Raw genomic sequence first — 21,790 nt, forward strand, 5'->3', positions numbered from 1 at the left:
ACTAACCTATATAAGCAATACATCATTAAAAAGGAGGATGATATTTATGTCATTTTTATGGGCACTTATTGTAGGTGGTATTATTGGGTGGCTTGCCGGATTAATTACGGGAAGAGACGTTCCAGGAGGTATTATTGGTAACATTATTGCCGGTTTTATCGGTTCTTGGTTAGGTTCAGCTATCTTTGGAAGCTTCGGACCAGTTGTAGGTGGATTTGCTATTATTCCTGCTATTATCGGATCAATCATTTTAGTGTTAATCGTAAGTTTCATTATGAGAAAAATGCGTGGTAGTCATAAACATGCCTAATAAATTATTATATTAGAAAAAGAACCTCTGTTGAGAAAGAGGTTCTTTTTTTATATAAAAAATTCTTAAAATTTACTATTTTTAATTTCATAATATTGAAAAATAAACCTATTAATGTTAATTTAACCATAATCACTATAAAAAAAGAGGAATTAACATGCTGCTTTCAACCCACTCAAAAGACAAATCCATGTACCAAATACTAATAGAAGAAATCGAACAGACAAGAACGTTAATGATTCAAACAGCTGTCCGTGAAGGAATGACAAGTCCTAACACACTTCAAATTAGTCAATCATTAGATGCTTTATTAAATAAGCTTCAAATTTTCTTCTACCAATAAAAGCCCATGAGTATGTAACCATATCATGGGCTTTTGTGTTATATTAGTCCGCTTGATTAACGTATTCCACTGCTTGGTGAAGGCTACTGAAAGTCGTAATGTCAGCCACGTCTAACCCTAAGTTCACCATCGTCTGAGCAATTTCAGCGCGAATCCCGCTTAAAACCACTTGAATCCCTAATAATCTTAAAGCGCCGATTACTTTAAAAATTTGGTCCGCTACCATTGTATCAATAATTGGCACCGCGTATAAATCAATAATCAACCAATTTAGCTTGTAGTCGCTGCCGTGCTGAAGGGCATTTTCCATTAGAATTTGAGCGCGATTTGTATCTAAATCGCCAACAAGAGGAATCACGCCAATTTCTTTCGTAATGCGTACCACAGGAATTGAAAGTTCATCAATTGCATAGCGAGCAGATTGGATTTTGTTTGCAAAGTCGGTCATATATGATTTACTAACCCAGTGTACGGCCTTATCTACTACTAAGTTGAAACGAGAAATAACTTGATAGAAGGCATCAAACGTAAACGTTTCAGCTTTTGCTTCTTCTTTAATAATTTCCCCGATAATATTTCGGTAATAGCTGATTTCTTCTAATGCTACATCCAACGGAAGCTGAAGGACAACGAGTAAATTCGCTACTTCTCTTCCCCATTCCTCAAGCACTTCAAAGTTTTTCGTATCATTTGTGGAGACAGAATCAGCATATATTTGAATTAAATGAACGCGCCACGGTTCTAACTGTTGTTGAATATCTTTTTCTTCATATTGTTTTTGTTTTGAGAACTCTTCTTTTTTTTCTAGAATTAAATTTGTAATGTGTTTAAGTTTTTCATCTAATAATAATGATTCCATATTGTTCTCCCGTTAAGAATTAGTTTACTTAAAATGATATCATAAATACCGTTAAAAAAAGTAAAACTAGGGGAAAAAGCTTTAAAAAGTAAACCGGATGTCCCTTTTTGCGAATAGAATGAGCTAAATTGAATATAAAACGTACATAAGCTGAACTTCTCTCCTTTATTTTATCGTTACTTTCACGGTGAATTCTCATACATAACTCTTCAATTTAATGTTCGGCTATCTTAGCATATATGATAAATAGATGAAAAAATGTAAAAGGGTTTGCAGCAAGCATGTCGCATGACAAAATGTGTTTTAGGAAAGACTGAAAAGGAATTCCCTATAAAAAGGAGGTTAGGTATATGTCATTTATTTGGACGCTTATTGTTGGAGGACTTATCGGCTGGCTTGCTGGTGTGTTAACAGGACGAGATGTTCCAGGTGGAATTATCGGAAACATCATCGCTGGGTTCATTGGAGCATGGTTAGGCTCTCTAATTTTTGGAGATTTCGGTCCAGAAATCGGCGGATTCGCAATTGTTCCTGCTATTATTGGTGCTGTTATTTTAGTCTTAATTGTGAGTTTTGTTTTACGCAAAATGCGCGGAAATAATAATCATCGACATGCCTGAATAAAAAAGAGAAATCAGCGTCTTGATTTCTCTTTTTTCCTTATTTCTTGTAGCAAAATGTTTTAACAATGACGTACCTGTAAGTGTAATTCTTTATTGCTACATTTAAAAATTGCTGCTTGTCACCTCTCACATTTAATGCTTCTACACCTTCATATCAAGCGCGTTAATAATGAGCAGCTTTGTGCCTTCGAGATCCTCAAGCATATCGGTGAAGATAGCTTCAATATGAACGGGTGCAGTTTTAGCTTTTATTGGACATTGTTTTATAGCTGCTTTCTATTTCGGCTCTACTAATTCAATAAATGATCTTGCTTGTTTGCCCTTTAACTGTGCGTAGTGTGTATCTGTAGCTAATTCAACGGTTTCGTTTCCAACGTTTACCCACATCCGATAAGATTGTACCTTTATATCCTTTTTTGTTTCTACCGGTTCAAAGTGAAGAATGTAGTTAGGTTTTCGAATCATTTCAGCTTTTTCTTCTCTCCATGATACATCTTTTAACCACTGCTGCACTTTCTGCACTTGACTTTGGTCTTTCATTTTAACTGCATGGCCATATTGATTATCGGCTATGTATTTTTCGATTACGAGCTTTTGTTCAACAGTACCGCTTGAAGCACTGCTTTGCTGACATCCTGTTATCACCCAACAAATAGCAATGAGAACAACTAATCCAGACCACACTTTTTTCATTTACATCTACCTTTCTTTTTGTAATTGAAATGAGATGTTCTTGCTGAATGATGCTACCAGCTGCTCGTTTTTAAATCTCTTTTTGCATTCTCTTTTCTTCATATAAATCCCTGCTTCATTTACCTAAAAAAACTGAATCCCCGAAAGGATCCAGTTTTTCGTTACGATTCGACATCTTCTATGACATGAACAGCGCGAATAGCAGCGTTTACTTTTGTATGTTGAATGCGCTCTTTTGCTCCCTGTATAGTCATTGCTTCTACTTCTTGATAAAAAATCACGTTTCCCCATTCATATTCTACTGAATAACGATTTGACTTTTCCATACGGTATCCTCCTTATTGATGAACTAAAATTTGGTCAATCAAGCCATATTTTTTTGCTTCATCCGCTGTAAAGAATGTATCTCGATCAGTGTCTTTTTTAATCGTTGAAAGCGATTGTCCCGTTCGTTCAGCCAGCAGTTCATCCAGGTGGTCTTTTAACCGCAAAATACGCTTTGCTCGAATTTCAATTTCAGCTGCTTGTCCTTTTGCTCCACCTAGCGGCTGATGAATCATTACTTCACTATTAGGAAGAGCAAAGCGTTTCCCTTTTTTTCCTCCCGCTAGTAGAACCGAACCCATGGATGCCGCTAGCCCTATACACAATGTGCTTACATCTGCACGTATAAGCTGCATCGTATCAAAAATAGCCATGCCCGCTGTAATGGATCCTCCCGGTGAATTAATATAAATGCTAATATCTTTTTCTGGGTTTTCTGCATCTAAAAATAAAAGCTGAGCGATAATGCTAGTAGCTACTTCATCCGTAACTTCACCTGTGAGCATAATCACTCGGTCGAGTAACAGCCTTGAATAAATATCATAGGAACGCTCTCCCTTGCTTGTTTGTTCCACTACATATGGAATTAAGTTCATATGACCGCCTCTTTCCCCTGAATTAGCACGAGCAAATTTTTTCACTTTTGCACTGATTTCATGATTTAAAAATGAATCCCCTATCAAATCTTCATCCGTAAATTTAATCATTAGAGAATGCCTTTCTTGCCGCATATGCAAGCTTTCATCGCGATAAGTCACAGCAACTGCAATCTCCGCCTGTGGATATAAAACGGTCTCTTCCGTGTAGAGCTCTATTAATAGAGGTTCATCGTCAATATGCTTTACTTCAATTTGCCCTTGTTTGTTTTCCCGGTATCCATTTAAGTTTGTCATTTTAAACAGACCTTCGGGCAGCTGAATATCAAATGTGATGTTTGTTACTTGTACTTGGAGATGTTCAAATGTAATACAAAGGTGATTCATTCCTTCTTCTTTTTCCATCACTGATTTTGCCAAGGCCAATTTAATCATGCGATGAATGATCCTTTAAAATTTGAGTAACGGACTCAATTACTTTTTGCCGTACGTCCGCTGATAAATTTCGGTTCATAGCTACAAACACATCTTCATTGACTTGATGCATCTCTTGGTTTTGAATTTGTTTGCTTTGATAAAGAGGAAGCTGCGCACCGATGTTTTTTACTTCTTCATCACTCATTGAATGCAGCATTTCTTGAATGGAAGCTAATGACTCCCCTGCTTTTGATAATGTTAAAACGGCTCGAAAGTAGTGAACATGCTGATCTGTATAGACGCGTTTATTCCCCACTAGCACTAGCGGAGGAACGATTTCTATTTGCGTGTAATACCGGACCGTACGCAGGTTCAAGTCCGCACCTTCACTATTTAATAACTCCGTAATTTGCTTGCCTGTATACGTGTTCAAACAACCCCTCCTTATTAGTTACAGTTAACTGTTACAATGTCATTATACTGTAAATATCTTGTTTTTACAATTAAAACCATGGTAAATTTTAGATAAAACAACGAAATATATATAAAGAACGAAACAAAGAGCCCAGGTCATATATCCGGGCTCTCTTCACTAACCGAAAAAACAACTGTGTATACTTAAAAAAGGAGAGAACATATGATGGGGAATCCAAGTGTAGATTGCTTAGGATGTCGATTAGCAAATAACCAGGAGAAATCGCATGTGATATTTGAAGATTCGTTTGTGACGTGCCTATTAGACCACAAGCCGTTTAACGAAGGACATCTTTTAATTCTTCCCAAAGCACATATAGTGGAAATCGACGAATTCGATACTGAACACATACTCGCCGTAATGAATGCAGCGAAGCTAATGACAAAAGCAGTGAAGACACTCTTTGTTCCAAACGGAATTACTCTCTCTCAAAACGGGGGAATGTTTAACGAGCTAACTCATTTTCACATGCACATCGTTCCACGCTACCAAGAGGAGTGTTTCGGAGATTTTTATACGCAAATTCCCGAATCGGCTGAAAAAGATGACGCCTTGGCTGCAACAGCGCAGAAAATGCGCCGCGTCATTCAGCAAATGTCTTTATAAAAAAACGGCTTCCTTATGGAAGCCGCTCTATTTACTGACGATCAAACAATGAACTTCCTGCAATACCAGGGTTCGTCATTTCAAATGGATTTAAAATGAGATCTAATTCCTCTTCTGTTAACACATCGTATTGAAGGCAAAGCTCACGAATTGGTTTTCCTGTTAAAATCGCTTCACGCGCAATACGCGATACGACTTCATAGCCTAAGTGAGGGTTAACAGCTGTAATAATTCCTACGCTTTTTTCTACATATTCTTTCATGCGCGTTTCGTTTGCTTCAATTCCTGCTAAACAGTGATCTGTAAAGCTTCTGAAACCGTTGTTCATGATGCTGATTGATTGAAGCAAGTTAAATACAAGCACAGGTTCCATGACGTTAAGCTCCATCTGACCTGCTTCTGAAGCAAGAGAGATCGTTTGGTCATTTCCCATTACTTGGAACGCAATTTGGTTGATTAATTCAGCCATAACCGGGTTTACTTTTCCTGGCATGATTGAAGAACCAGGCTGACGAGCAGGAAGGCTAATTTCTCCTAGGCCTGCACGAGGTCCAGAGGCCATTAAACGCAGGTCATTTGCAATTTTGGACATATTTGTCATACAGATTTTAAGCGCTGCAGATACTTCTGTATAAGCATCTGTATTTTGAGTAGCGTCCACTAAATGCTCTGCATGCACAAGCGGCAGACCGCTGATATCGGCTAAGTGTTTGACTACATTTTCAATATAGCGAGGATCTGCATTTAAGCCTGTTCCAACAGCTGTCGCCCCCATATTTACTTCATGCAAGTGGTCACGCGTTGCGCTGATACGCTTAATGTCGCGCGCTAGCACGCGGCTGTATGCTTCAAACTCTTGACCAAGACGAACGGGTACAGCATCTTGAAGATGCGTACGGCCCATTTTAATTACATGATCAAATTCTTGCGCTTTTCGCTTAAACACATCATGCATATCGTTCATTGTAACAAGAAGTTTATTTAATAAGTTGAGCGTTGAAATATGAATAGCCGTTGGAAATACATCATTTGTTGACTGAGACATATTAACATGGCTGTTAGGACTTAATTTACCGTATTCGCCTTTATTGTCTCCCATAATTTCAAGGGCACGGTTTGCAATAACTTCATTAGCATTCATATTCATTGACGTTCCTGCTCCCCCTTGGATAGGGTCCACAATAAAGTATTCATGCCACTGACCTGCTAAGATTTCATCAGCTGCTTGCACAATCGCATTTCCAATACCTTCATACAAGCGTTTTGTATCCATATTTGCAAGCGCTGCCGCTTTTTTTACAATAGCAAGCGCTTTAATCATTTCTTCATGTACTTTATAACCCGTAATCGGGAAATTTTCTACGGCACGTGCGGTTTGTACACCGTAGTATACGTCTGCTGGGATTTGTTTTTCTCCTAGAAAATCAGCTTCTGTACGATATCCTGCTGTTTCTTGTTTCATAGCTGTACCTGCTTTCTTTTTTAATTAATATCTTCTGCAATTGACGTTTCCATCATCTTTTTCACTTGGTGAGGATCTTTGGTTTGTCCGAGTACCCACATTAATTTAGGAACAATGGCTTCTGTGTTCATATTTTTTGAGCGAACGACGCTGTCATGATTAATCATTCGGCCTACTTCGTAAATGCCCATGTCTTCTCCTTCTTCAAGACACTGAGTCGTAATGACAACGGATACACCGTGGTGTGTTAACTCAACAAGCTTGGCTAAAATATTGCGAACTTGAAATGGAATACCTCCACTTCCATAGCTTTCAACAACGACGCCTTGATATACATCCTTTAATCCGTCGAAAAATTCGGGTTTAATTCCCGGAAACAGTTTAACAACTGCTACATCCGTACAAAGAGATGTATTAACCGTTAATTCTTCTTTACTAGAATGAATAGGTTTTGTGTATTCCACCGCATTATCATGGATAGACGCAACATATGGATAGTTAATGCTTTCAAATGCATCGTAGCTTTTTGTACGAAGTTTAATAGCTCTTGTTCCTTGAATCACACGGCCGTCAAAGACCACATAGACTCCGCCTGTATCTTCACATGCAAAGCGAATTGCATCTGCAATATTGCGCTTCGCGTCCGTTTTACTAAATGAAATAGGAATTTGAGATCCTGTAATCGCAATTGGCTTTTTAGAATGCTGAAGCATGTAAGAAAGAGCTGCCGATGTGTAAGCCATTGTATCTGTTCCGTGAGTAATAACAAAACCATCGTATTCATTATAATGCTCTTCAATCGCTTTTGCCATCTCTATCCAACATTCAGGCTGCATATTTGTACTATCAAGGTTCATAAGAGATTTGCTGTCAATTTGACAATGTTCATTTAAATCAGGTATGTAGCTTAATAATTGATCTGGCTCCATTCCAGGAACAAGTCCATTTTCACCTTCAAGTGAAGCGACCGTTCCGCCAGTTGATAACAATAATAGTTTTTTCAAAACCGACATCCCCTTTGCTTAATTTCTGTAAAAAGACCTGACAATCTATCAAATAAATTATATTCATTTCGCGTACTTCACCTGTAATTATAGTAACCCAAATTCAATAAATCAAGAGAAAAATTATTCGTTTCGCGTACACTTTTCTCTGCAGCAATGATATAATGAATAAAAATGTAAATTAGCTCACGGTTTGATTGTAGAGATCTGCGCGTGAGCTGAATGCCTCGGTTTTTTACATACTATACATATAAAGGAGCGTCACGAATGTTAAGCAGATTAGCTCAACTCAGGAAAGAAAAAAAATGGTCTCTTCAATATACAGCCGACCAGCTTGAAATTGCTAAAAGCACCTACGCAGGATATGAATCTGGCTATCGTCGTCCTTCTCTTGAAGCGCTTGTTACAATCGCGGAACTATTTAATACATCAACAGACTATTTACTTGGTAAAGAAAAGGAACCCCGTTCTCCTTCAGATGCCCCCATCGAATTAACATCGCCTCAAACTCATAGAATTACGGTCGACGGTGCGGAACTGTCTCAAGAAGAAATTCAGCAGCTGACGGCTTTTATTCGTGCTAAAAGGCAAATTGAAAAAGAAACGACACTTTCTTCAAATTAAAGAAGATTAGAAGCAGGGTGCTTCTAATCTTCTAGCTGCTGTTTTAAATAGGCTACTACTTCTTTTTTAATTTCTTCCTCCGTTTCTTCCATCAGCTCTCCGGTTATCTTGCTGCCTGGGAGCCTCCTCGAAGAACGAATACCCAAAAACGTGCGTACACAATGCCAGATAGGAATAAAAAGAACATCTAAAAACTCATCTTTTTCCAAAATACCTACTTGAATAGTGGCATGATAACCAGGTTGAAAAGGATTTTCCCCTTCACGGATCACACTTATAGAAAGCTGCAAGCCTTTCTTTTCAAAAGCTTGTTTATATTGTTCATATATGGATATGAGAAGTTCTTTTATAGAGCTTTCAACTGTATGTATATGTTTTTCTAACTGCGGCGTAAACTGTTTTGCTGTGTATTCCATCTATCTCCCTCTTCCTACGGTTCCCTTTATGTTTGTGGCTTTCATTTTATTGTATCATAAGAAAACCGCCCGTCTGTCTAGCAGAAAACCCCGCTTTTCTATAAAAAAGCGGGGTTCGATGTATAATAGCTTACATTGCTTTATCTTGCTTAGAAGATGATTTTAATTTTTTATTTTTAGTTGGATCTGGCTCATTAGAAGACATGATAATATTTCCTTCGCCGTTGCACACTTTGCACTTTATAAATCCAAATTTCTTACCAGCTCCTTGGCATTGTGGACAAACATATCGAATTGGCATAAACTGTACCTTCCTTTTTTCTAATTTATACCTGCGCCTTGAAAGCGCCTGTGGCTAGTTTATAGTTTCATTATAAATTGTACAATCCACCCTATCAAGACGTGCCAAATTGCACATCTTTAGTGGTAATAAATCCTTTCTTTCTAAAATTCACCTAAAAAATGAGTCGATAGACAGGAGAATTTCTTTTCTTATCAAAAGGCAATACGTCAGAGGAAGTTTCTTATTGGATATAATTAGCGAATATTCACGCTGAAAATTTTACACTTTTTCGTGAAGTTCGAGGTTAAACAACCGTTTTATCTCGAATTTCTTTTGGAATGGTCACGTCTTTCCAAAGCTGTTCGTATTTATAACCCGTTAAACTTTCACAAACCGCTTTTGCTTCAGGAGCAACGTCCTTCGCCTGACCTCCTTGTTTTCTTCTTTGAATTTCAGCTAACAAAATTTTGTGATTTTTCGGGCTTATTTTAAACCATATGGTTGCTGTAATGCCAAGTAAAATCAAAATAGCAGGTACAATCATGAATAGCTTTTGTAAACCGGCTAGTGTAGACGCTGACTGCTCGGCGTTTGGCACATAGCCAATATTCTTTAATGCAACGCCTACGAGAAAGATAGCAAGCGCTTGAGACGATTTTCGAATAAATGACATCAGCCCTGCATACACGCCTTCTCTTCTTTTTGTCGTAATCATCTCATCTACATCTGATACAAACGGCAGTACATTCCATGGAATCATAATCGCTCCCGAGTGACCGCTTCCTAAGAAAAACGCCGCTAAGTAAATAAGAATTAAAGAACTATCCGTGGTTAGAAAACTGAATAAAATAATGCCTGTTCCCCAGATAATCATACTGAAGTTATAGGTTAATTTATTACCTAACTTAATAGCTATGTACGTAACAAGAGGAATAAATAGCACTTGTGTAATTTGCACAAAGCTCAAGGTATCTGCATAGATAGCTTCGCGTAGCATGTAATAAGCAATAAAATAAAAGAAAAGAGCATTAAATACATCCATGGCAATGTAAGATGCTAAATACATGGCAAGATACACGTTAAACGACTTGTTTTTAAAGGCACTTCCAAAACTGATAAAAAGCTGCTTAAATTCTAACCAAAATCCGTTTTTCTTTTTTCGCTCCACTATTTCTCCGCTATCCCATGTTCCTTTATAGACAAAGATCCATGGAAGAGCAAAAAGAAGACCAAAGATAATTCCCATGATTAAATACCCTTGTCCACCTGGAAACGCGTCAATGATTCGTTTTGGGAAGAAAGCGCCTAAAAATGAAGCGCCTTGTGAAAAGACCATGCGTATTCCCGTCATTTTCGAACGAATACTATAATCTGTAGTCATTTCTGCTGCTAGCGTATTGTAAGGAACCATGACCATACCAAACGCCGTATTAAATAAAAGATAGGCTAAGATAAAATAGGTGTATTTGAACATATGCGAGCCTTCAATAGGAATCCACAGCATACTGAATGTGATGGCAACTGGAATGATTCCAAAGAGAAAAAAGACTCTTCTTCGTCCTTTTTTTGTCTGAAGATGATCAGATATGTACCCAATGGTTGGATCTAACAAAGCATCCCACACTTTTCCAAGGGCTACAATCGTTCCTGCTTCTACAGGAGAAAGCCCGACTACATCCGTTAAAAACACCATAAATAATGTGCCGATAATAAAAAAGGATCCTCCCCCAAACAAATCTCCAAATCCATACGCTACCATATTACGAAAGCGCACTTGTTTTGTTTTCCCTTGCATATGCAGCCCTCCCCCCTTAAGTAAATGAACTAGCTTCTTTTGTTATTCACTTTTTTCTATTTTACTAAACTATCTCTTGAAAAATAAGGAATATGTCATCTGTTCTACTCACAAAAATAAGTTGCTTTCTACTTATATAAATAGAAAAGCATCTGGATAAAACGTTTTTTTTTATACGGTATTATAAGTTGACTTTTTGTTCACAGCTGTTATAATTCAACCCATTGCTAGTTATTTAGCTATAAAATGCAAACTTGAACATTTGACATCTGAGCTGTGACGAATAAAATAATAAGTATGAAACCTATTGATATCTTTAAAGCATTATCTAATGAAACTCGATTAAATATATTAGAGTGGTTAAAAGAACCTGAAAAGCATTTTAAAGACAAACAAGCACATTTGCCTAAGGAGGTCAGCAGCAGAGGCGGTGTTTGCGTGGGAGATATTCAAGAAAAAGCTCAGCTGTCTCAGTCAACAGTATCCAGCTATCTTTCCATGATGCAAAAAGCAGGTTTGTTAGAGTCAATTCGGCACGGTCAGTGGACATACTATCGCCGAAATGAAGAAACGCTTCAAGAGCTTTCTTCATTCTTACGAAAAAAACTTTAACGAGTTTTTTTCACTTATTATATCTATTTTTCTAGATATACAAATATAAAGAAATGTTGGAGTGATAAACGTGAAGTTTTTGGTTTATTTGGTTGCGGTTCTAGGCGGCGCTGCCTTAAGTATGGAAGGCGCTATTGCCGGAGAACTTGGAAAAACAGTTGGAAAGCTTGAAAGCAGTTATTATATTTTTATCATGGGAACACTCATTTTAGGCCTGACAACTTTGTTTGCTGGAAAGGGTGACTTACCTTACGTCTTAAAAGCGCCTAAGTGGAATTTAACCGGGGGATTATTAGGTACGGTTTATTTAACGATTCTAGTGATTAGTATCCCCTTTATCGGCATTGGTATTTCAATGGTGGCTGTTATTGTGGGCCAAATGATTACAAGTATGATTATTGAGCATTTTGGTTGGCTTGGCAGCAGCAAAATTAAAATCAACAAAGAACGCGTAATGGCTATTGTATGTATGGGAATTGCGCTTGTACTTATTTTCTAGGAGGATTTTACGATGAGTTTATTAATGGTGATACTTACGTTAATAGGAGGATTAACGCTAAGCGCTCAGTCTTCTATTAACGGTACACTAAGTAAAAAAACAGGTACGTTTGAAACAGCTTTTTTAACCTTTGCGACAGGTGCCATGATCTTAACAATTGTCGTTGTTTTCTTTGGTCAAGGAAACATTCTTTCTGTTTTTGATGTCCCGAAATGGCAGCTTACTTGTGCGTTATTCGGAGCATCTTATTTATTTCTAACCGTGTTAGCAGTTCCTAAAATTGGCGTAACAGCAGCTAACATCTCAACTGTTATCGGTCAGTTATTTGCAAGTATGATTATCGACCATTTTGGCTGGTTTGGAAGCAAGGAAGTCCCCTTTGATCTATCCCGCTGGATTGGTGTAGCATTTATGCTGTTAGCTCTTTATTTTATCTTTAAAGGCAATAAGAAAACAGCAGCATAAGATGTTCATGAAAATAGCCAAGTGTCCTTATGTAAAGGCGCACTTGGCTATTTTTTGTCCATAAACGCGTTCGAATTTTCAATCAATTATTTAGAACATATTTTATTTAAACTAAATTGATTTTTAATAAGGTAAATTCCACAAAAAATTGTGCATACCTTCCTGCTTTTGTTCAAAAGATAAAGAGGCAGATCTAGAAAATCAGCTACATAAACGAACAGGTAAGGTGGGTTTTTTCGTGGGAAAATTTTTATTTTTAGCAGCCTTTGTCTTTTTTTGTTTTACGCTTTCCATTTCCGCAGAAGAAAATATACCAGAAGAAAATATAGAATCACATGTAAGTCAGCCTGTTGTAAAAGATTTTATTTATCAATCTCTTGAACCTTGGGTACATCAAGATATTACTTCTCATTATGAGAAGGTTTACGGTAAACAGCATAAAAAAGTAAAAGTTCGTCCGATTAAAAAAGATGATATCGGGATACAAATGGGTGAAATACAGCCCGGTAAAGGCGGTAAGTTCACTCATATTGTGCGGGTGAAAATCTTAAACTTAAAAGTAAAGCCCGAGGGAGAAGATGAATTTTTTGCAACGGATACGCTTATTTATAAAGTGAATATCAACGAACTTTCTGCTGAAAATGATGTAGAAAACGTCGTAAAACTACTCGAGTATAAACATCAAGAAAGATAAAATTCCAACTCTCCCCCTTTTGAAGGTATTTATTCCTCTATTCAAAGGGGGCTTTATTATGAAGCGTGTTTTCTCTTCACAATTTCAGGGAATATAATTACCACTTATCCCCTAATTTTTTCATATTGCTAGTGCATAAGGTATGAAGTTGATAACTTTTTGTCGGATTGTATCTATTTCTGTAGGGTTTCCTGTAGGATAAAAAAGAAAGTAAAGCGCTTTAATTACCTTGGCAGAAAGGTTGAGGATAGCTGTTCTATATAAATGGAAATCAATAGGTATCAAGAACTTCATGTAACGACAAAAGTTGACAACCAAAGATTTCAGAATAATAATAATAAAGCAACAACATTTAATTGAAAGACTTATTTTATATGAAAGGTGTTAGTCAGATGAACAATTTACATCGAAGAATGGGAACATTCGCGTTAACCATGACGGGACTTGGATCGATTATTGGTTCCGGCTGGTTATTTGGAGCGTGGCGAGCAGCTCAAATTGCAGGTCCAGCTGCTATTTTATCATGGGTCATTGGAATGGTCGTTATTTTATTTATTGCACTTTCTTACAGTGAATTAGGATCCATGTTTCCCGAAGCTGGCGGGATGGTCAAGTATACGCAGTACTCGCACGGTTCGTTTATTGGTTTTATTGCTGCTTGGGCAAACTGGATTGCGATTGTATCCGTTATTCCAGTCGAAGCAGTAGCTTCTGTACAATATATGAGTTCGTGGCCTTGGGAATGGGCTAAGTGGACAAGTGATCTCGTAGAAAAAGGAACGCTAACTGGCGAAGGATTAGCTATCGCTACTGTGCTATTAGTTGTTTACTTTTTACTGAATTATTGGACAGTTGGATTATTTTCTAAAGCCAACTCATTAATTACCATTTTTAAAATTGTTATACCTGGATTAACCATTGGTGCACTTTTATTTGTAGGCTTTCACGGCGAGAATTTCACTTCTGGAAGCAGCATTGCACCAAACGGCTGGGCAAGTGTGCTAACAGCTGTTGCTACGTCCGGGATTGTATTCGCTTTTAACGGTTTTCAAAGCCCCATTAATATGGCCGGGGAAGCAAAGAATCCTGGTAGATCTATTCCAATTGCAGTTGTAGGCTCCATTTTAGTGGCTACAGTCATCTATTTGCTTCTTCAAATTGCTTTTATCGGAGCAGTAAATCCTTCTGATATTGCAAAGGGATGGAGTCATTTAAACTTTAACTCTCCATTTGCTGATTTAGCGATTGCGCTTAACATTAACTGGCTTGTAATTGTATTGTATGCAGATGCGTTTGTTTCACCATCTGGAACAGGTATTACGTATACAGCTACTACTGCTCGAATGATTTATGGTATGGAACAAAACAAATATTTGCCGAGCGTTTTAGGACGCCTTCATCCGATTTATGGTGTTCCGCGTCAAGCCATGTTTTTTAACTTAGCTGTTGCTCTTATCTTTTTGTTTTTATTTCGGGGCTGGGGCGTACTTGCTGAAATTATTTCAGTCGCTACGCTTATCTCTTACATTACAGGTCCTGTTACGGTTATGACGCTAAGAAGGACTGGCAGCGATTTATATCGTCCCCTTCGTTTAAAAGGATTAAGCATCATTGCGCCGCTCGGATTTATTTTTGCATCCTTAACGCTGTATTGGGCGCGCTGGCCGCTAACTGGACAAGTTTTGTTTATTATTTTAATCGGCCTGCCTATTTATTTTTATTATCAAGCAAAAGCTAAATGGAAAGGTTTTGGCCGGAACTTCAAAGGCGGCGTATGGATGGTTGTATACTTACTTTGTATGATGACTATTTCCTGGCTTGGAAGCGAAAAGTTTGGCGGTCTTAATGTCATTAAATATGGATGGGATATGGGAATTATTGTTGTTGTTTCTCTTCTCTTCTACGCATGGGCTTTAAAAAGCGGCTTCAAAACGGAGTATTTAGAAAATGGAAGAAAAGTAAATGACGGTTTAAAAGCAGCAGTGAATGAAACAGCAGCTTCTAAAGAGTCATAACAAAAGCACCTTGCTCATGCAAGGTGCTTTTTAGTGAGCAGTTCTAACTTTTTTCAGCACGTCTTCGATCGTAATTTGATCTAAATGCCTGATTACGCTTTGCTCACTCTCTGTAAAAATGTCGTCCATCACTGTTTGAATGTTTGATTTCACAATACAGTCAGCGTCAGGGTCACCGCTGCACCAGTGAGGCTTCAGCGTTCCTGTCGATATAACTCGGTAAATCAATCCAAGACTTATTTCAGCAGGACTGCAGCCTAAAGTATAACCGCCGCCTAGCCCTTCTTTTGTCCGAACCAAGTTGTTTTTTCTGAGTGTACTCATTATTTTCCGAACCCGTGCAGGATTGGTACAGATGTTATAAGCAATCGATTCACTGCTTGCTCGGTGATCTGGTAAATTTGCTAGGAACACTAAGCTGTGCACGGCAATGGTAAATTCACTGTTCATCTTCCATAAACCACCTTTTTTCTTTCTCTACTGTAACGTTAAGTGACACAGTTGGAAAAGTCAAGAGAGCAAGGAGGGAAAGAAGAACTGTAGCTTTATTTATTCACGGTCTTCTTTTTCTATACTTTCTACTTCATTAGCTGAGTTGATTTCAAGGTATACGATCTTTTCTTTTAAACTACCTTTTTCTTCTTTTTCAAAGTCTGTGCTTTTTTGATACGTTTTTTTGCCGTTTGGAACTTTTACCGTTATATGTTTGTTACTTTCTTCTATAAAAACACCTACAATTTTACGTTCGTCTCCATCTTTTTCATACACGCCATTTTTATCTGCTTTTGCTTTTGGAGTTAATTCAATACTAGTTGCTTCTTGTTTAGCTGCGTCAATTTCAGCTTCTACTTCTTTATTAATCATATCTTTTAGCTGTGAGCCTTCCACTTCCATCCCAGAGCTTTTTGGTACTTTAACGAGTTGATCATCGATATTCAGCGTCATTTCTTTTTCAGCGTCTTTTTTTAACGTACCGATCAAGTCAAAATCTTCATCTTTCCCCTTTTTAATGTTTGGGTCGCTCGAATACTGCTGTAGCTTGGTCAATTCTTGACGGTCTTCAATTGGCTTTTCTTCTGCACTATGATTATCGGATTTTGTCTTATTCGCCGGTTCACCTGAACAAGCTGCCGCACTTCCAATCATACACATCGTAATTAAGGACAGCATTCCCTTTAAGAGCTGTTTTTGCATATGTATTCTCCTTTTTCTTTTTTATTTCCACCTTTATACATATGTAAAACAAAAAAAGTGAGACATGACTACATCAATCTAATCCAAAGCCAACAAATTGGATACATGAAACAAACCTACGTTCACTCTCTCAATAAAAAATCCGAACGAGTTTGATTCTTAATCAAGAATCAAACTCGTTCGGATTTCCCTTCCACTAGACTACTTTTGTCTCAGCCTCTTTTTTAAAGATGCTGTTGCTTCAGTATATGATTTGCTTCTTCTAAATAAGTGACATACGCTTGTACTTGTTTATCACCATAATTATCTAGTTCAAACAGCGCTTCTTGTATAAAATTAAAATTATCAATAATATGCTGTGTTTTCATGCCTCGGCTTGTGAGTAAATTGTTTAACCATAAGGCATAGTCCGTAAAAATTTGCAGGTTGTCTAACTTATATGTTGTCTCAAGATACTTCATATGGTAGTGATTATCTTCATGACATCTTTCTTTGCCGCGCTCTCCGAATTTTTCGAGCAAAGAAGGTTCTAACTCGTAGATTTTCTCCGTTACTCTTTCGACGATCTCATTAACGGGAAGTGAGCTCATCGTGCCACCACTTTGTACTGAGAAACTTTTGGGATGACGGCTGCCAGTTCTTGATCAGGGTACTTTTTCTCTAAATCATGAATACGCTTGAAATCTTCGCTTCGTACCCAGCTTAAATAATTCTCTTTTGTATCAAATGTAAGCTGAACGGTGAGCTCCCCTGCTCGCTTATCGTTTTGAAGAAGTAGAAAATCTACAAATCCTGGAGCCTCGTCGACTGATTTTGAACGATTTTTATAAATTCCAATCACTTCTTCAGCTTTTTCATCCGGTACATTAAATGTTGAAAATACGGTGTACATCTTTGTTCCTCCCTTTATGATACAAAACCTGGGTTCTTTTCTCTTTATTGTACATCATATAGGAGATGAAATGGTGTTACGTTTAGATTTCACTGCGGTTACAGCAAGTCTTTAACATAAAAAGCCCTTTGAAACAGCATTTCAAAGGGCTTTTTTATTCGTTATTAGTTTTCGATTTTTGTTAATTGTTCTGTATGTGTTTTTACACGTGCTGGATCAATTGTAATACGGGCAACGCCTGAATCCATTGCCGCTTTTGCTACAGACTCTGCTACAGCTGGCGCTACGCGAGGATCAAATGGTCCAGGAATAACGTAGTCTGCGTTTAGCTCTTCTTCTGTAATAAGCGCTGCAATTGCTTCAACAGCAGCTTTTTTCATTTCTTCATTGATATGAGTAGCGCGAACGTCTAACGCACCGCGGAAAATTCCAGGGAATGCAAGAACATTATTTACTTGGTTAGGGAAGTCTGAACGACCTGTTCCAATAACAGCAGCTCCTGCTTCTTTTGCAGCGTCCGGCTTGATTTCTGGATTAGGGTTTGCCATCGCAAAGATAATTGCATCTTCATTCATTGATTTAACCATCTCTTGAGATAATGCATCTGCTGCAGATACGCCGATAAATACATCTGCGCCTTTAATTACATCGCTTAGCGTACCGCTTTCTTTGTTTACATTCGTATAAGAAGCCACTTCCGCTTTTACTTTATTCATACCTTGAGGGCGTCCTTCATAAATAGCACCTCTTGTATCACACATAATCATGTCACGTACGCCGTAAGAATAAAGAAGCTTTGTAATGGCAATGCCGGCAGCTCCTGCTCCGTTTAAGACGATTTTTAAGTCTTCCATTGATTTGTTAACAATTTTCAGTGCATTTACAAGTCCTGCTACCGTTACGATTGCTGTACCGTGCTGATCATCATGGAATACAGGAATATCTACTTCTTTTTTCAAGCGCTCTTCAATTTCAAAGCACTGTGGAGCTGCGATATCTTCTAAGTTAATGCCTCCGAATGTGTGAGCCATTAATTTCACAGTTTCAACAATTTTATCTGTATCTGTTGTATCAAGTGCAATTGGGAATGCGTCTACGCCTGCAAAGCTTTTAAATAAAATTGCTTTTCCTTCCATAACAGGAAGTGAAGCTGCAGGTCCGATGTTTCCAAGGCCAAGGACAGCCGTACCATTTGTCACAACGCCGACCATGTTTCCTTTCATTGTGTAATCATACACCGTTTCTGGATGTTCATGAATTTCTTTACAAGGTTCTGCTACTCCTGGAGAGTAAGCTAAGCTTAAATCTTGAGCGTTTTGAACTTCAACTTTTGATTTAACTTCTAACTTACCTTGTTTTTCTTGATGCATATGTAGTGCTTGATCACGTAGTGACATAATTGTATTCTCTCCTTTTTTTCTATACATTTAAATTTTTTAATGAATTTATTTAACACTTGCTTTTCATCTTCATAATTGTAAGACAACCTGACCGGATAAATTCACTGACAAGTGCCATTATGAAACAAGGAATATAAAAAGTAAACTATCTTGCTTAAACCACTGCTGCGCTTTGTTAATATAAAGTCTAGACGCGGCGGCGCCTCATGTTTGTCTCACTTTAAGTTGTCTGATATACAGACAACTTAGAAAACATACAACCGCTTACTATAGCGCTTTCAAATACGTTTCAGCAAAATCGACGGCTTTAGGCATTGAAAAGAAGTATGTACGTGCTGAACCGATTTTTTCAGCTTTTATTCCTTTTGCTTCAATAAACGCTTCACCTATCTCTTTAAACAGCTCTTCTCGAAACTCTAATTCTTTATACGTCCTCCATACTCGCTTTCCTGAATCCATAACTGGAGATCCTTTTTGAATCACGTTTCGATATGGAATCCGATATTCTGCTAGATGAAAAGAAGTATTATTCTCAAACCCGACACCTAATAATAAAACAAAGGCATGTTTTTTGTAAAGCCTTTCAAGAGGAGAATTTTCGCCTAAACTAAATTCAAGGGGATGATCTCTTAAGATGTCTTCGCTGTCCTTTCCCCAAGCGACGAATGAATACATTGGATGGCTGCTTCTTCTTACGTCAGGGTATGTTCGAAACGTTTCTACGATTTGTCCCATACCGCTTGTCGGTGTATGCACTGGATCATATGCAGGCATCGTTTCCCGAATATTTTCCCACCACTCTTTTGGCACAGCCGGATTGCCCCATTCTGATGGATCCGAAAGATCGACCGACTGTGATGGCATAACAATAGTTCCTTCCTCTGTCACTGTCTCCATTAAAGCTTGAACAACGGCTACTGAACTTCCGTTTACCCACCCTAATGAAGATAGCGAAGAATGCACCATGATAGTCATCCCTTTTGTTATGCCTAACCTCCGTAAATCTTCTTTTAATGTATCTTTTGTTCTAGGATGATCTGTTGCTTGAACAATGTGCTTCATCGTAAGCTCCTTACTTATAGTGCTGCTAGAATGTGTTGCTGAACTCTAGCAATATATGTAAAACTTATGTTTCCATAATAGTAAGAATAACATCAATTGTCAAATTATTTAAAGTAATAGAAAAAATTAGTTTTATTCATATCAGTTATCATACAACTGACTTGTTGGTAAGTTTTATTTCCTTCAACTATCTTACTATAATAACGGTTAATGAAGCTTTTCAATAAATTAAAAAGAAGAATATTCCTATAAATAAAAGAAATACTAATGAAGCTATACATATTTACTTATCACTATTTTCAGGAGGAATGTGTACAATGAGCACATCAAAACTTCCGCCGCTCACGTCCTCGGAGCTTGCTAACTTATGGATGACTTATCAAGAAAAAACGATGATTTTGAGGTTTCTAGAATATTTTCTGGAAGATAAACAAGATTACAAAGAACTTTTTGAGCTATATTATAGCCGATCTTTAAAAAGTGTAGCTCGAATTAAAGAAATATTTGAGAACGAAGGCGCTGTTATCCCAATTGGTTTTACGAAAGATGACGTGAACGTAGGAGTTCCTAAACTATATGACCACATGTTCGAAGTCATGTATATACGCTTAATGTCTCAAATTGAAACAGGACTGTTTGCTTTGCATTCGACCATGTCTTACCGAGAAGATGTCCGAAATTTCTTCGTAGAGGCAACAGCAGAAGCACAGGACATATACAATCAATCCACACAAGTATTGTTAGAAACGGGTGTCATCGCAAAACCCCCATACGTTTCTATGCCTAAGGAAGTCCATTTTGTCCATGAACAAAACTATATAGGCGGATTGAGCTGGTTTAGCGAAAAACGATCGCTGAATACCATTGAAGTGTCACTTATTCAACATGCTGTTGATACAAATCTTGTAGGAATGCAGCTGATGATTGGTTTTGCTCAAGTGGCCAACAACAAAGAGGCACAGCAGCATTTTGTCAGGGGTATGAAGCTTTCGAAGAAAATTGAAACAGAACTAGGTGATATTTTACGCCATAGCTACATAGAACCCCCGGCTACTCATGCCGGAAAAGCGACGAATTCAACCGTTCCTCCTTTTTCAGATAAGCTGATGATGTACAATACGAGTCTTTTGAGTACGTTCGGTCTGGGGAGTAATGCTTTAGGAGGAGCCTTTAGTTTAAGAAGTGATTTGCCATTAAAGATGCTCCAGCTTGCAAAAGACATTTACAGTTTGGCGAAAGAAGGCGGCAAAATTATGATTCAAAACGGATGGCTTGAAGAGCCTCCTCAAATTGAGGATCGCAATCAGTTAACTAAAAAATAGGTTCTTTCCTACAGAAAAGCTAGCTGCTCTACGTACAGCTAGCTCTTTTTGTTTTTTTAGTATACTGTTTTTAGTGCTAGTACGTAACGAATGTTTGCGTTATTTAGAAGCTGTTCCTGTCTTTTTCTTAGTCGTTTAGCTCATAGTTCTACTTAATTTATAACAGAAAAATAAAATAAAAGGTATTTTCTCTGAGCTGACGAAATCTTTCTATATAAAATAGAAAGGAGAAAAATATGTTTCCTATTCTTCGTACACCTCGCACTACACTGCGTGAAATAACAGAAGCGGATGCAGATACTATTTTTGACTGCTTCTCTCAGAAAGAAGTTATTAGATATTACGGGCAAGAAAAATTCACAACTATTCAAGAAGCTCTGATTCTGATTGATATTTTTGCTGAAAATTACAGAAATCAAAAAGGCATGCGCTGGGGAATTGAACGGCTCGATACGGGGGAATTAATTGGGACAGTTGGATTTAATCAGTGGAACCAAAAGCATAAGCGTGCGGAAATTGGCTATGAGCTACACCCTCAGCACTGGAGTCACGGCTATGCTTCGGAAGCTGCTTCGGCTGTTATGGCTTATGGATTTGATACCCTTGAGCTAGTGCGGATTGGAGCTGTTGTGTTTCTTGAAAACAAAGCATCACAGCACGTGCTTGAAAAGCTCGGGTTTCAAAAAGAAGGAGTGTTAAAAAACTATATGTATCAAAACGGAAAAGCTCACGATACGTTTGTTTATAGTTCCCTACCTACTACATAATAAAAAAGGATTCTTTTCTTAAAAAGAATCCTTTTTCC

The 21,790-nt window shown here is 37.8% G+C and carries 28 protein-coding genes; 12 read left to right on the plus strand and 16 right to left on the minus strand.

Going from position 1 to position 21,790, the window contains the following annotated elements; translation table 11 throughout:
* The first annotated feature begins 46 nt into the window (after positions 1-46).
* Together ACO1DI_RS27685 and ACO1DI_RS27690 are read left to right on the plus strand one after the other, a co-directional pair.
* Complete coding sequence (locus ACO1DI_RS27685; protein WP_013083841.1) at positions 47-310, plus strand: GlsB/YeaQ/YmgE family stress response membrane protein; 264 nt, start codon at positions 47-49, stop codon at positions 308-310.
* A 190-nt stretch (positions 311-500) separates the two neighbouring features.
* The gene (locus ACO1DI_RS27690; RefSeq protein ID WP_258873835.1) at positions 501-653 is read left to right on the plus strand and encodes an aspartyl-phosphate phosphatase Spo0E family protein; all 153 of its coding nucleotides are present in this window, start codon (positions 501-503) and stop codon (positions 651-653) included.
* 43 nt (positions 654-696) lie between these two features.
* Here the strand turns inward: ACO1DI_RS27690 and ACO1DI_RS27695 are convergent, their stop codons facing one another.
* Positions 697-1,512: an STAS domain-containing protein gene (locus tag ACO1DI_RS27695; protein WP_014459389.1), complete on the minus strand. Its 816-nt coding sequence runs from the start codon at positions 1,510-1,512 to the stop codon at positions 697-699.
* 350 nt (positions 1,513-1,862) lie between these two features.
* Between ACO1DI_RS27695 and ACO1DI_RS27700 the strand changes: the two genes are divergently transcribed.
* Entirely contained in the window at positions 1,863-2,132 is a 270-nt protein-coding gene (locus tag ACO1DI_RS27700) for a GlsB/YeaQ/YmgE family stress response membrane protein (RefSeq protein WP_013083843.1), read from the plus strand.
* 279 nt (positions 2,133-2,411) lie between these two features.
* On the opposite strand, the gene ACO1DI_RS27705 is transcribed toward ACO1DI_RS27700, so the two are convergent.
* The 4 genes from ACO1DI_RS27705 to ACO1DI_RS27720 all read right to left on the minus strand — a co-directional run bounded on the left by ACO1DI_RS27705 (position 2,412) and on the right by ACO1DI_RS27720 (position 4,598).
* On the minus strand, positions 2,412-2,828 hold the full coding sequence (locus ACO1DI_RS27705) for a hypothetical protein (protein ID WP_014459388.1): 417 nt from the start codon (positions 2,826-2,828) through the stop codon (positions 2,412-2,414).
* Positions 2,829-2,989: 161 nt separating this feature from the next.
* Entirely contained in the window at positions 2,990-3,154 is a 165-nt protein-coding gene (locus ACO1DI_RS27710) for a hypothetical protein (RefSeq protein WP_181903735.1), read from the minus strand.
* Positions 3,155-3,166: 12 nt separating this feature from the next.
* Positions 3,167-3,748, minus strand: coding sequence for an ATP-dependent Clp endopeptidase proteolytic subunit ClpP (gene clpP / locus ACO1DI_RS27715; RefSeq protein ID WP_115655170.1), 582 nt, complete (start codon positions 3,746-3,748; stop codon positions 3,167-3,169).
* A gap of 427 nt (positions 3,749-4,175) precedes the next feature.
* The gene (locus ACO1DI_RS27720; RefSeq protein WP_243556542.1) at positions 4,176-4,598 is read right to left on the minus strand and encodes a MerR family transcriptional regulator; all 423 of its coding nucleotides are present in this window, start codon (positions 4,596-4,598) and stop codon (positions 4,176-4,178) included.
* A gap of 204 nt (positions 4,599-4,802) precedes the next feature.
* On the opposite strand from ACO1DI_RS27720, the gene ACO1DI_RS27725 reads away from it, so the two are divergent.
* Positions 4,803-5,246, plus strand: coding sequence for an HIT family protein (locus ACO1DI_RS27725; protein ID WP_182420939.1), 444 nt, complete (start codon positions 4,803-4,805; stop codon positions 5,244-5,246).
* 31 nt (positions 5,247-5,277) lie between these two features.
* On the opposite strand, the gene aspA is transcribed toward ACO1DI_RS27725, so the two are convergent.
* Both aspA and ACO1DI_RS27735 read right to left on the minus strand, forming a co-directional pair.
* Entirely contained in the window at positions 5,278-6,708 is a 1,431-nt protein-coding gene (aspA, locus tag ACO1DI_RS27730; protein ID WP_014459383.1) for an aspartate ammonia-lyase, read from the minus strand.
* Positions 6,709-6,728: 20 nt separating this feature from the next.
* On the minus strand, positions 6,729-7,712 hold the full coding sequence (locus ACO1DI_RS27735; RefSeq protein WP_047750529.1) for an asparaginase: 984 nt from the start codon (positions 7,710-7,712) through the stop codon (positions 6,729-6,731).
* Between the two features lie 267 nt (positions 7,713-7,979).
* Between ACO1DI_RS27735 and ACO1DI_RS27740 the strand changes: the two genes are divergently transcribed.
* A complete protein-coding gene (locus tag ACO1DI_RS27740; protein WP_014459381.1) occupies positions 7,980-8,336 on the plus strand; it encodes a helix-turn-helix domain-containing protein in 357 nt (118 codons plus the stop codon).
* Between the two features lie 23 nt (positions 8,337-8,359).
* Here ACO1DI_RS27740 and ACO1DI_RS27745 read toward each other — a convergent pair whose 3' ends face one another.
* The 3 genes from ACO1DI_RS27745 to ACO1DI_RS27755 all read right to left on the minus strand — a co-directional run bounded on the left by ACO1DI_RS27745 (position 8,360) and on the right by ACO1DI_RS27755 (position 10,830).
* Complete coding sequence (locus ACO1DI_RS27745) at positions 8,360-8,752, minus strand: hypothetical protein (protein WP_014459380.1); 393 nt, start codon at positions 8,750-8,752, stop codon at positions 8,360-8,362.
* Positions 8,753-8,882: 130 nt separating this feature from the next.
* Positions 8,883-9,053: a hypothetical protein gene (locus tag ACO1DI_RS27750; RefSeq protein WP_013057775.1), complete on the minus strand. Its 171-nt coding sequence runs from the start codon at positions 9,051-9,053 to the stop codon at positions 8,883-8,885.
* 286 nt (positions 9,054-9,339) lie between these two features.
* Positions 9,340-10,830 carry an MFS transporter gene (locus tag ACO1DI_RS27755; RefSeq protein ID WP_047750527.1) on the minus strand — a complete coding sequence of 497 codons (1,491 nt, stop codon included), beginning with the start codon at positions 10,828-10,830 and terminating at the stop codon, positions 9,340-9,342.
* Between the two features lie 297 nt (positions 10,831-11,127).
* Between ACO1DI_RS27755 and ACO1DI_RS27760 the strand changes: the two genes are divergently transcribed.
* The 5 genes from ACO1DI_RS27760 to ACO1DI_RS27780 all read left to right on the plus strand — a co-directional run bounded on the left by ACO1DI_RS27760 (position 11,128) and on the right by ACO1DI_RS27780 (position 15,115).
* The gene (locus ACO1DI_RS27760; protein ID WP_013083854.1) at positions 11,128-11,442 is read left to right on the plus strand and encodes an ArsR/SmtB family transcription factor; all 315 of its coding nucleotides are present in this window, start codon (positions 11,128-11,130) and stop codon (positions 11,440-11,442) included.
* Positions 11,443-11,512: 70 nt separating this feature from the next.
* A complete protein-coding gene (locus tag ACO1DI_RS27765) occupies positions 11,513-11,941 on the plus strand; it encodes a DMT family transporter (RefSeq protein WP_014459378.1) in 429 nt (142 codons plus the stop codon).
* Positions 11,942-11,953: 12 nt separating this feature from the next.
* Positions 11,954-12,406, plus strand: a complete 453-nt coding sequence (locus tag ACO1DI_RS27770; protein ID WP_013057779.1) for a DMT family transporter — start codon at positions 11,954-11,956, stop codon at positions 12,404-12,406.
* Between the two features lie 238 nt (positions 12,407-12,644).
* Positions 12,645-13,100: a hypothetical protein gene (locus ACO1DI_RS27775; protein WP_014459377.1), complete on the plus strand. Its 456-nt coding sequence runs from the start codon at positions 12,645-12,647 to the stop codon at positions 13,098-13,100.
* A gap of 392 nt (positions 13,101-13,492) precedes the next feature.
* Positions 13,493-15,115 (plus strand): APC family permease, encoded by a 1,623-nt coding sequence (locus tag ACO1DI_RS27780; protein WP_042992049.1) that lies wholly within the window; start codon positions 13,493-13,495, stop codon positions 15,113-15,115.
* Positions 15,116-15,145: 30 nt separating this feature from the next.
* On the opposite strand, the gene ACO1DI_RS27785 is transcribed toward ACO1DI_RS27780, so the two are convergent.
* The 6 genes from ACO1DI_RS27785 to ACO1DI_RS27810 all read right to left on the minus strand — a co-directional run bounded on the left by ACO1DI_RS27785 (position 15,146) and on the right by ACO1DI_RS27810 (position 19,663).
* Positions 15,146-15,565, minus strand: a complete 420-nt coding sequence (locus ACO1DI_RS27785) for an Rrf2 family transcriptional regulator (protein WP_013057782.1) — start codon at positions 15,563-15,565, stop codon at positions 15,146-15,148.
* A 99-nt stretch (positions 15,566-15,664) separates the two neighbouring features.
* A complete protein-coding gene (locus ACO1DI_RS27790) occupies positions 15,665-16,309 on the minus strand; it encodes a hypothetical protein (RefSeq protein WP_014459375.1) in 645 nt (214 codons plus the stop codon).
* Positions 16,310-16,533: 224 nt separating this feature from the next.
* Positions 16,534-16,899: a hypothetical protein gene (locus ACO1DI_RS27795; protein WP_243556540.1), complete on the minus strand. Its 366-nt coding sequence runs from the start codon at positions 16,897-16,899 to the stop codon at positions 16,534-16,536.
* Positions 16,896-17,201 (minus strand): antibiotic biosynthesis monooxygenase family protein, encoded by a 306-nt coding sequence (locus ACO1DI_RS27800; RefSeq protein ID WP_013057785.1) that lies wholly within the window; start codon positions 17,199-17,201, stop codon positions 16,896-16,898. Before ACO1DI_RS27800 ends, ACO1DI_RS27795 begins: the two co-directional genes overlap by 4 nt.
* A 164-nt stretch (positions 17,202-17,365) precedes the next feature.
* Positions 17,366-18,598, minus strand: a complete 1,233-nt coding sequence (locus ACO1DI_RS27805) for an NAD(P)-dependent malic enzyme (protein ID WP_014459372.1) — start codon at positions 18,596-18,598, stop codon at positions 17,366-17,368.
* A 270-nt stretch (positions 18,599-18,868) separates the two neighbouring features.
* Positions 18,869-19,663: an aminoglycoside N(3)-acetyltransferase gene (locus ACO1DI_RS27810; RefSeq protein WP_243556538.1), complete on the minus strand. Its 795-nt coding sequence runs from the start codon at positions 19,661-19,663 to the stop codon at positions 18,869-18,871.
* 317 nt (positions 19,664-19,980) lie between these two features.
* Here ACO1DI_RS27810 and ACO1DI_RS27815 point away from each other — a divergent pair, with 317 nt between their 5' ends.
* Complete coding sequence (locus ACO1DI_RS27815) at positions 19,981-20,985, plus strand: DUF3231 family protein (protein WP_195696556.1); 1,005 nt, start codon at positions 19,981-19,983, stop codon at positions 20,983-20,985.
* Between the two features lie 236 nt (positions 20,986-21,221).
* Positions 21,222-21,752 (plus strand): GNAT family N-acetyltransferase, encoded by a 531-nt coding sequence (locus ACO1DI_RS27820; protein WP_374733871.1) that lies wholly within the window; start codon positions 21,222-21,224, stop codon positions 21,750-21,752.
* Positions 21,753-21,790 lie beyond the last annotated feature (38 nt).

The organism is Priestia sp. 40, assembly GCF_049368575.1.
GTDB classification, from domain to species: Bacteria; Bacillota; Bacilli; order Bacillales; family Bacillaceae_H; genus Priestia; species Priestia zanthoxyli.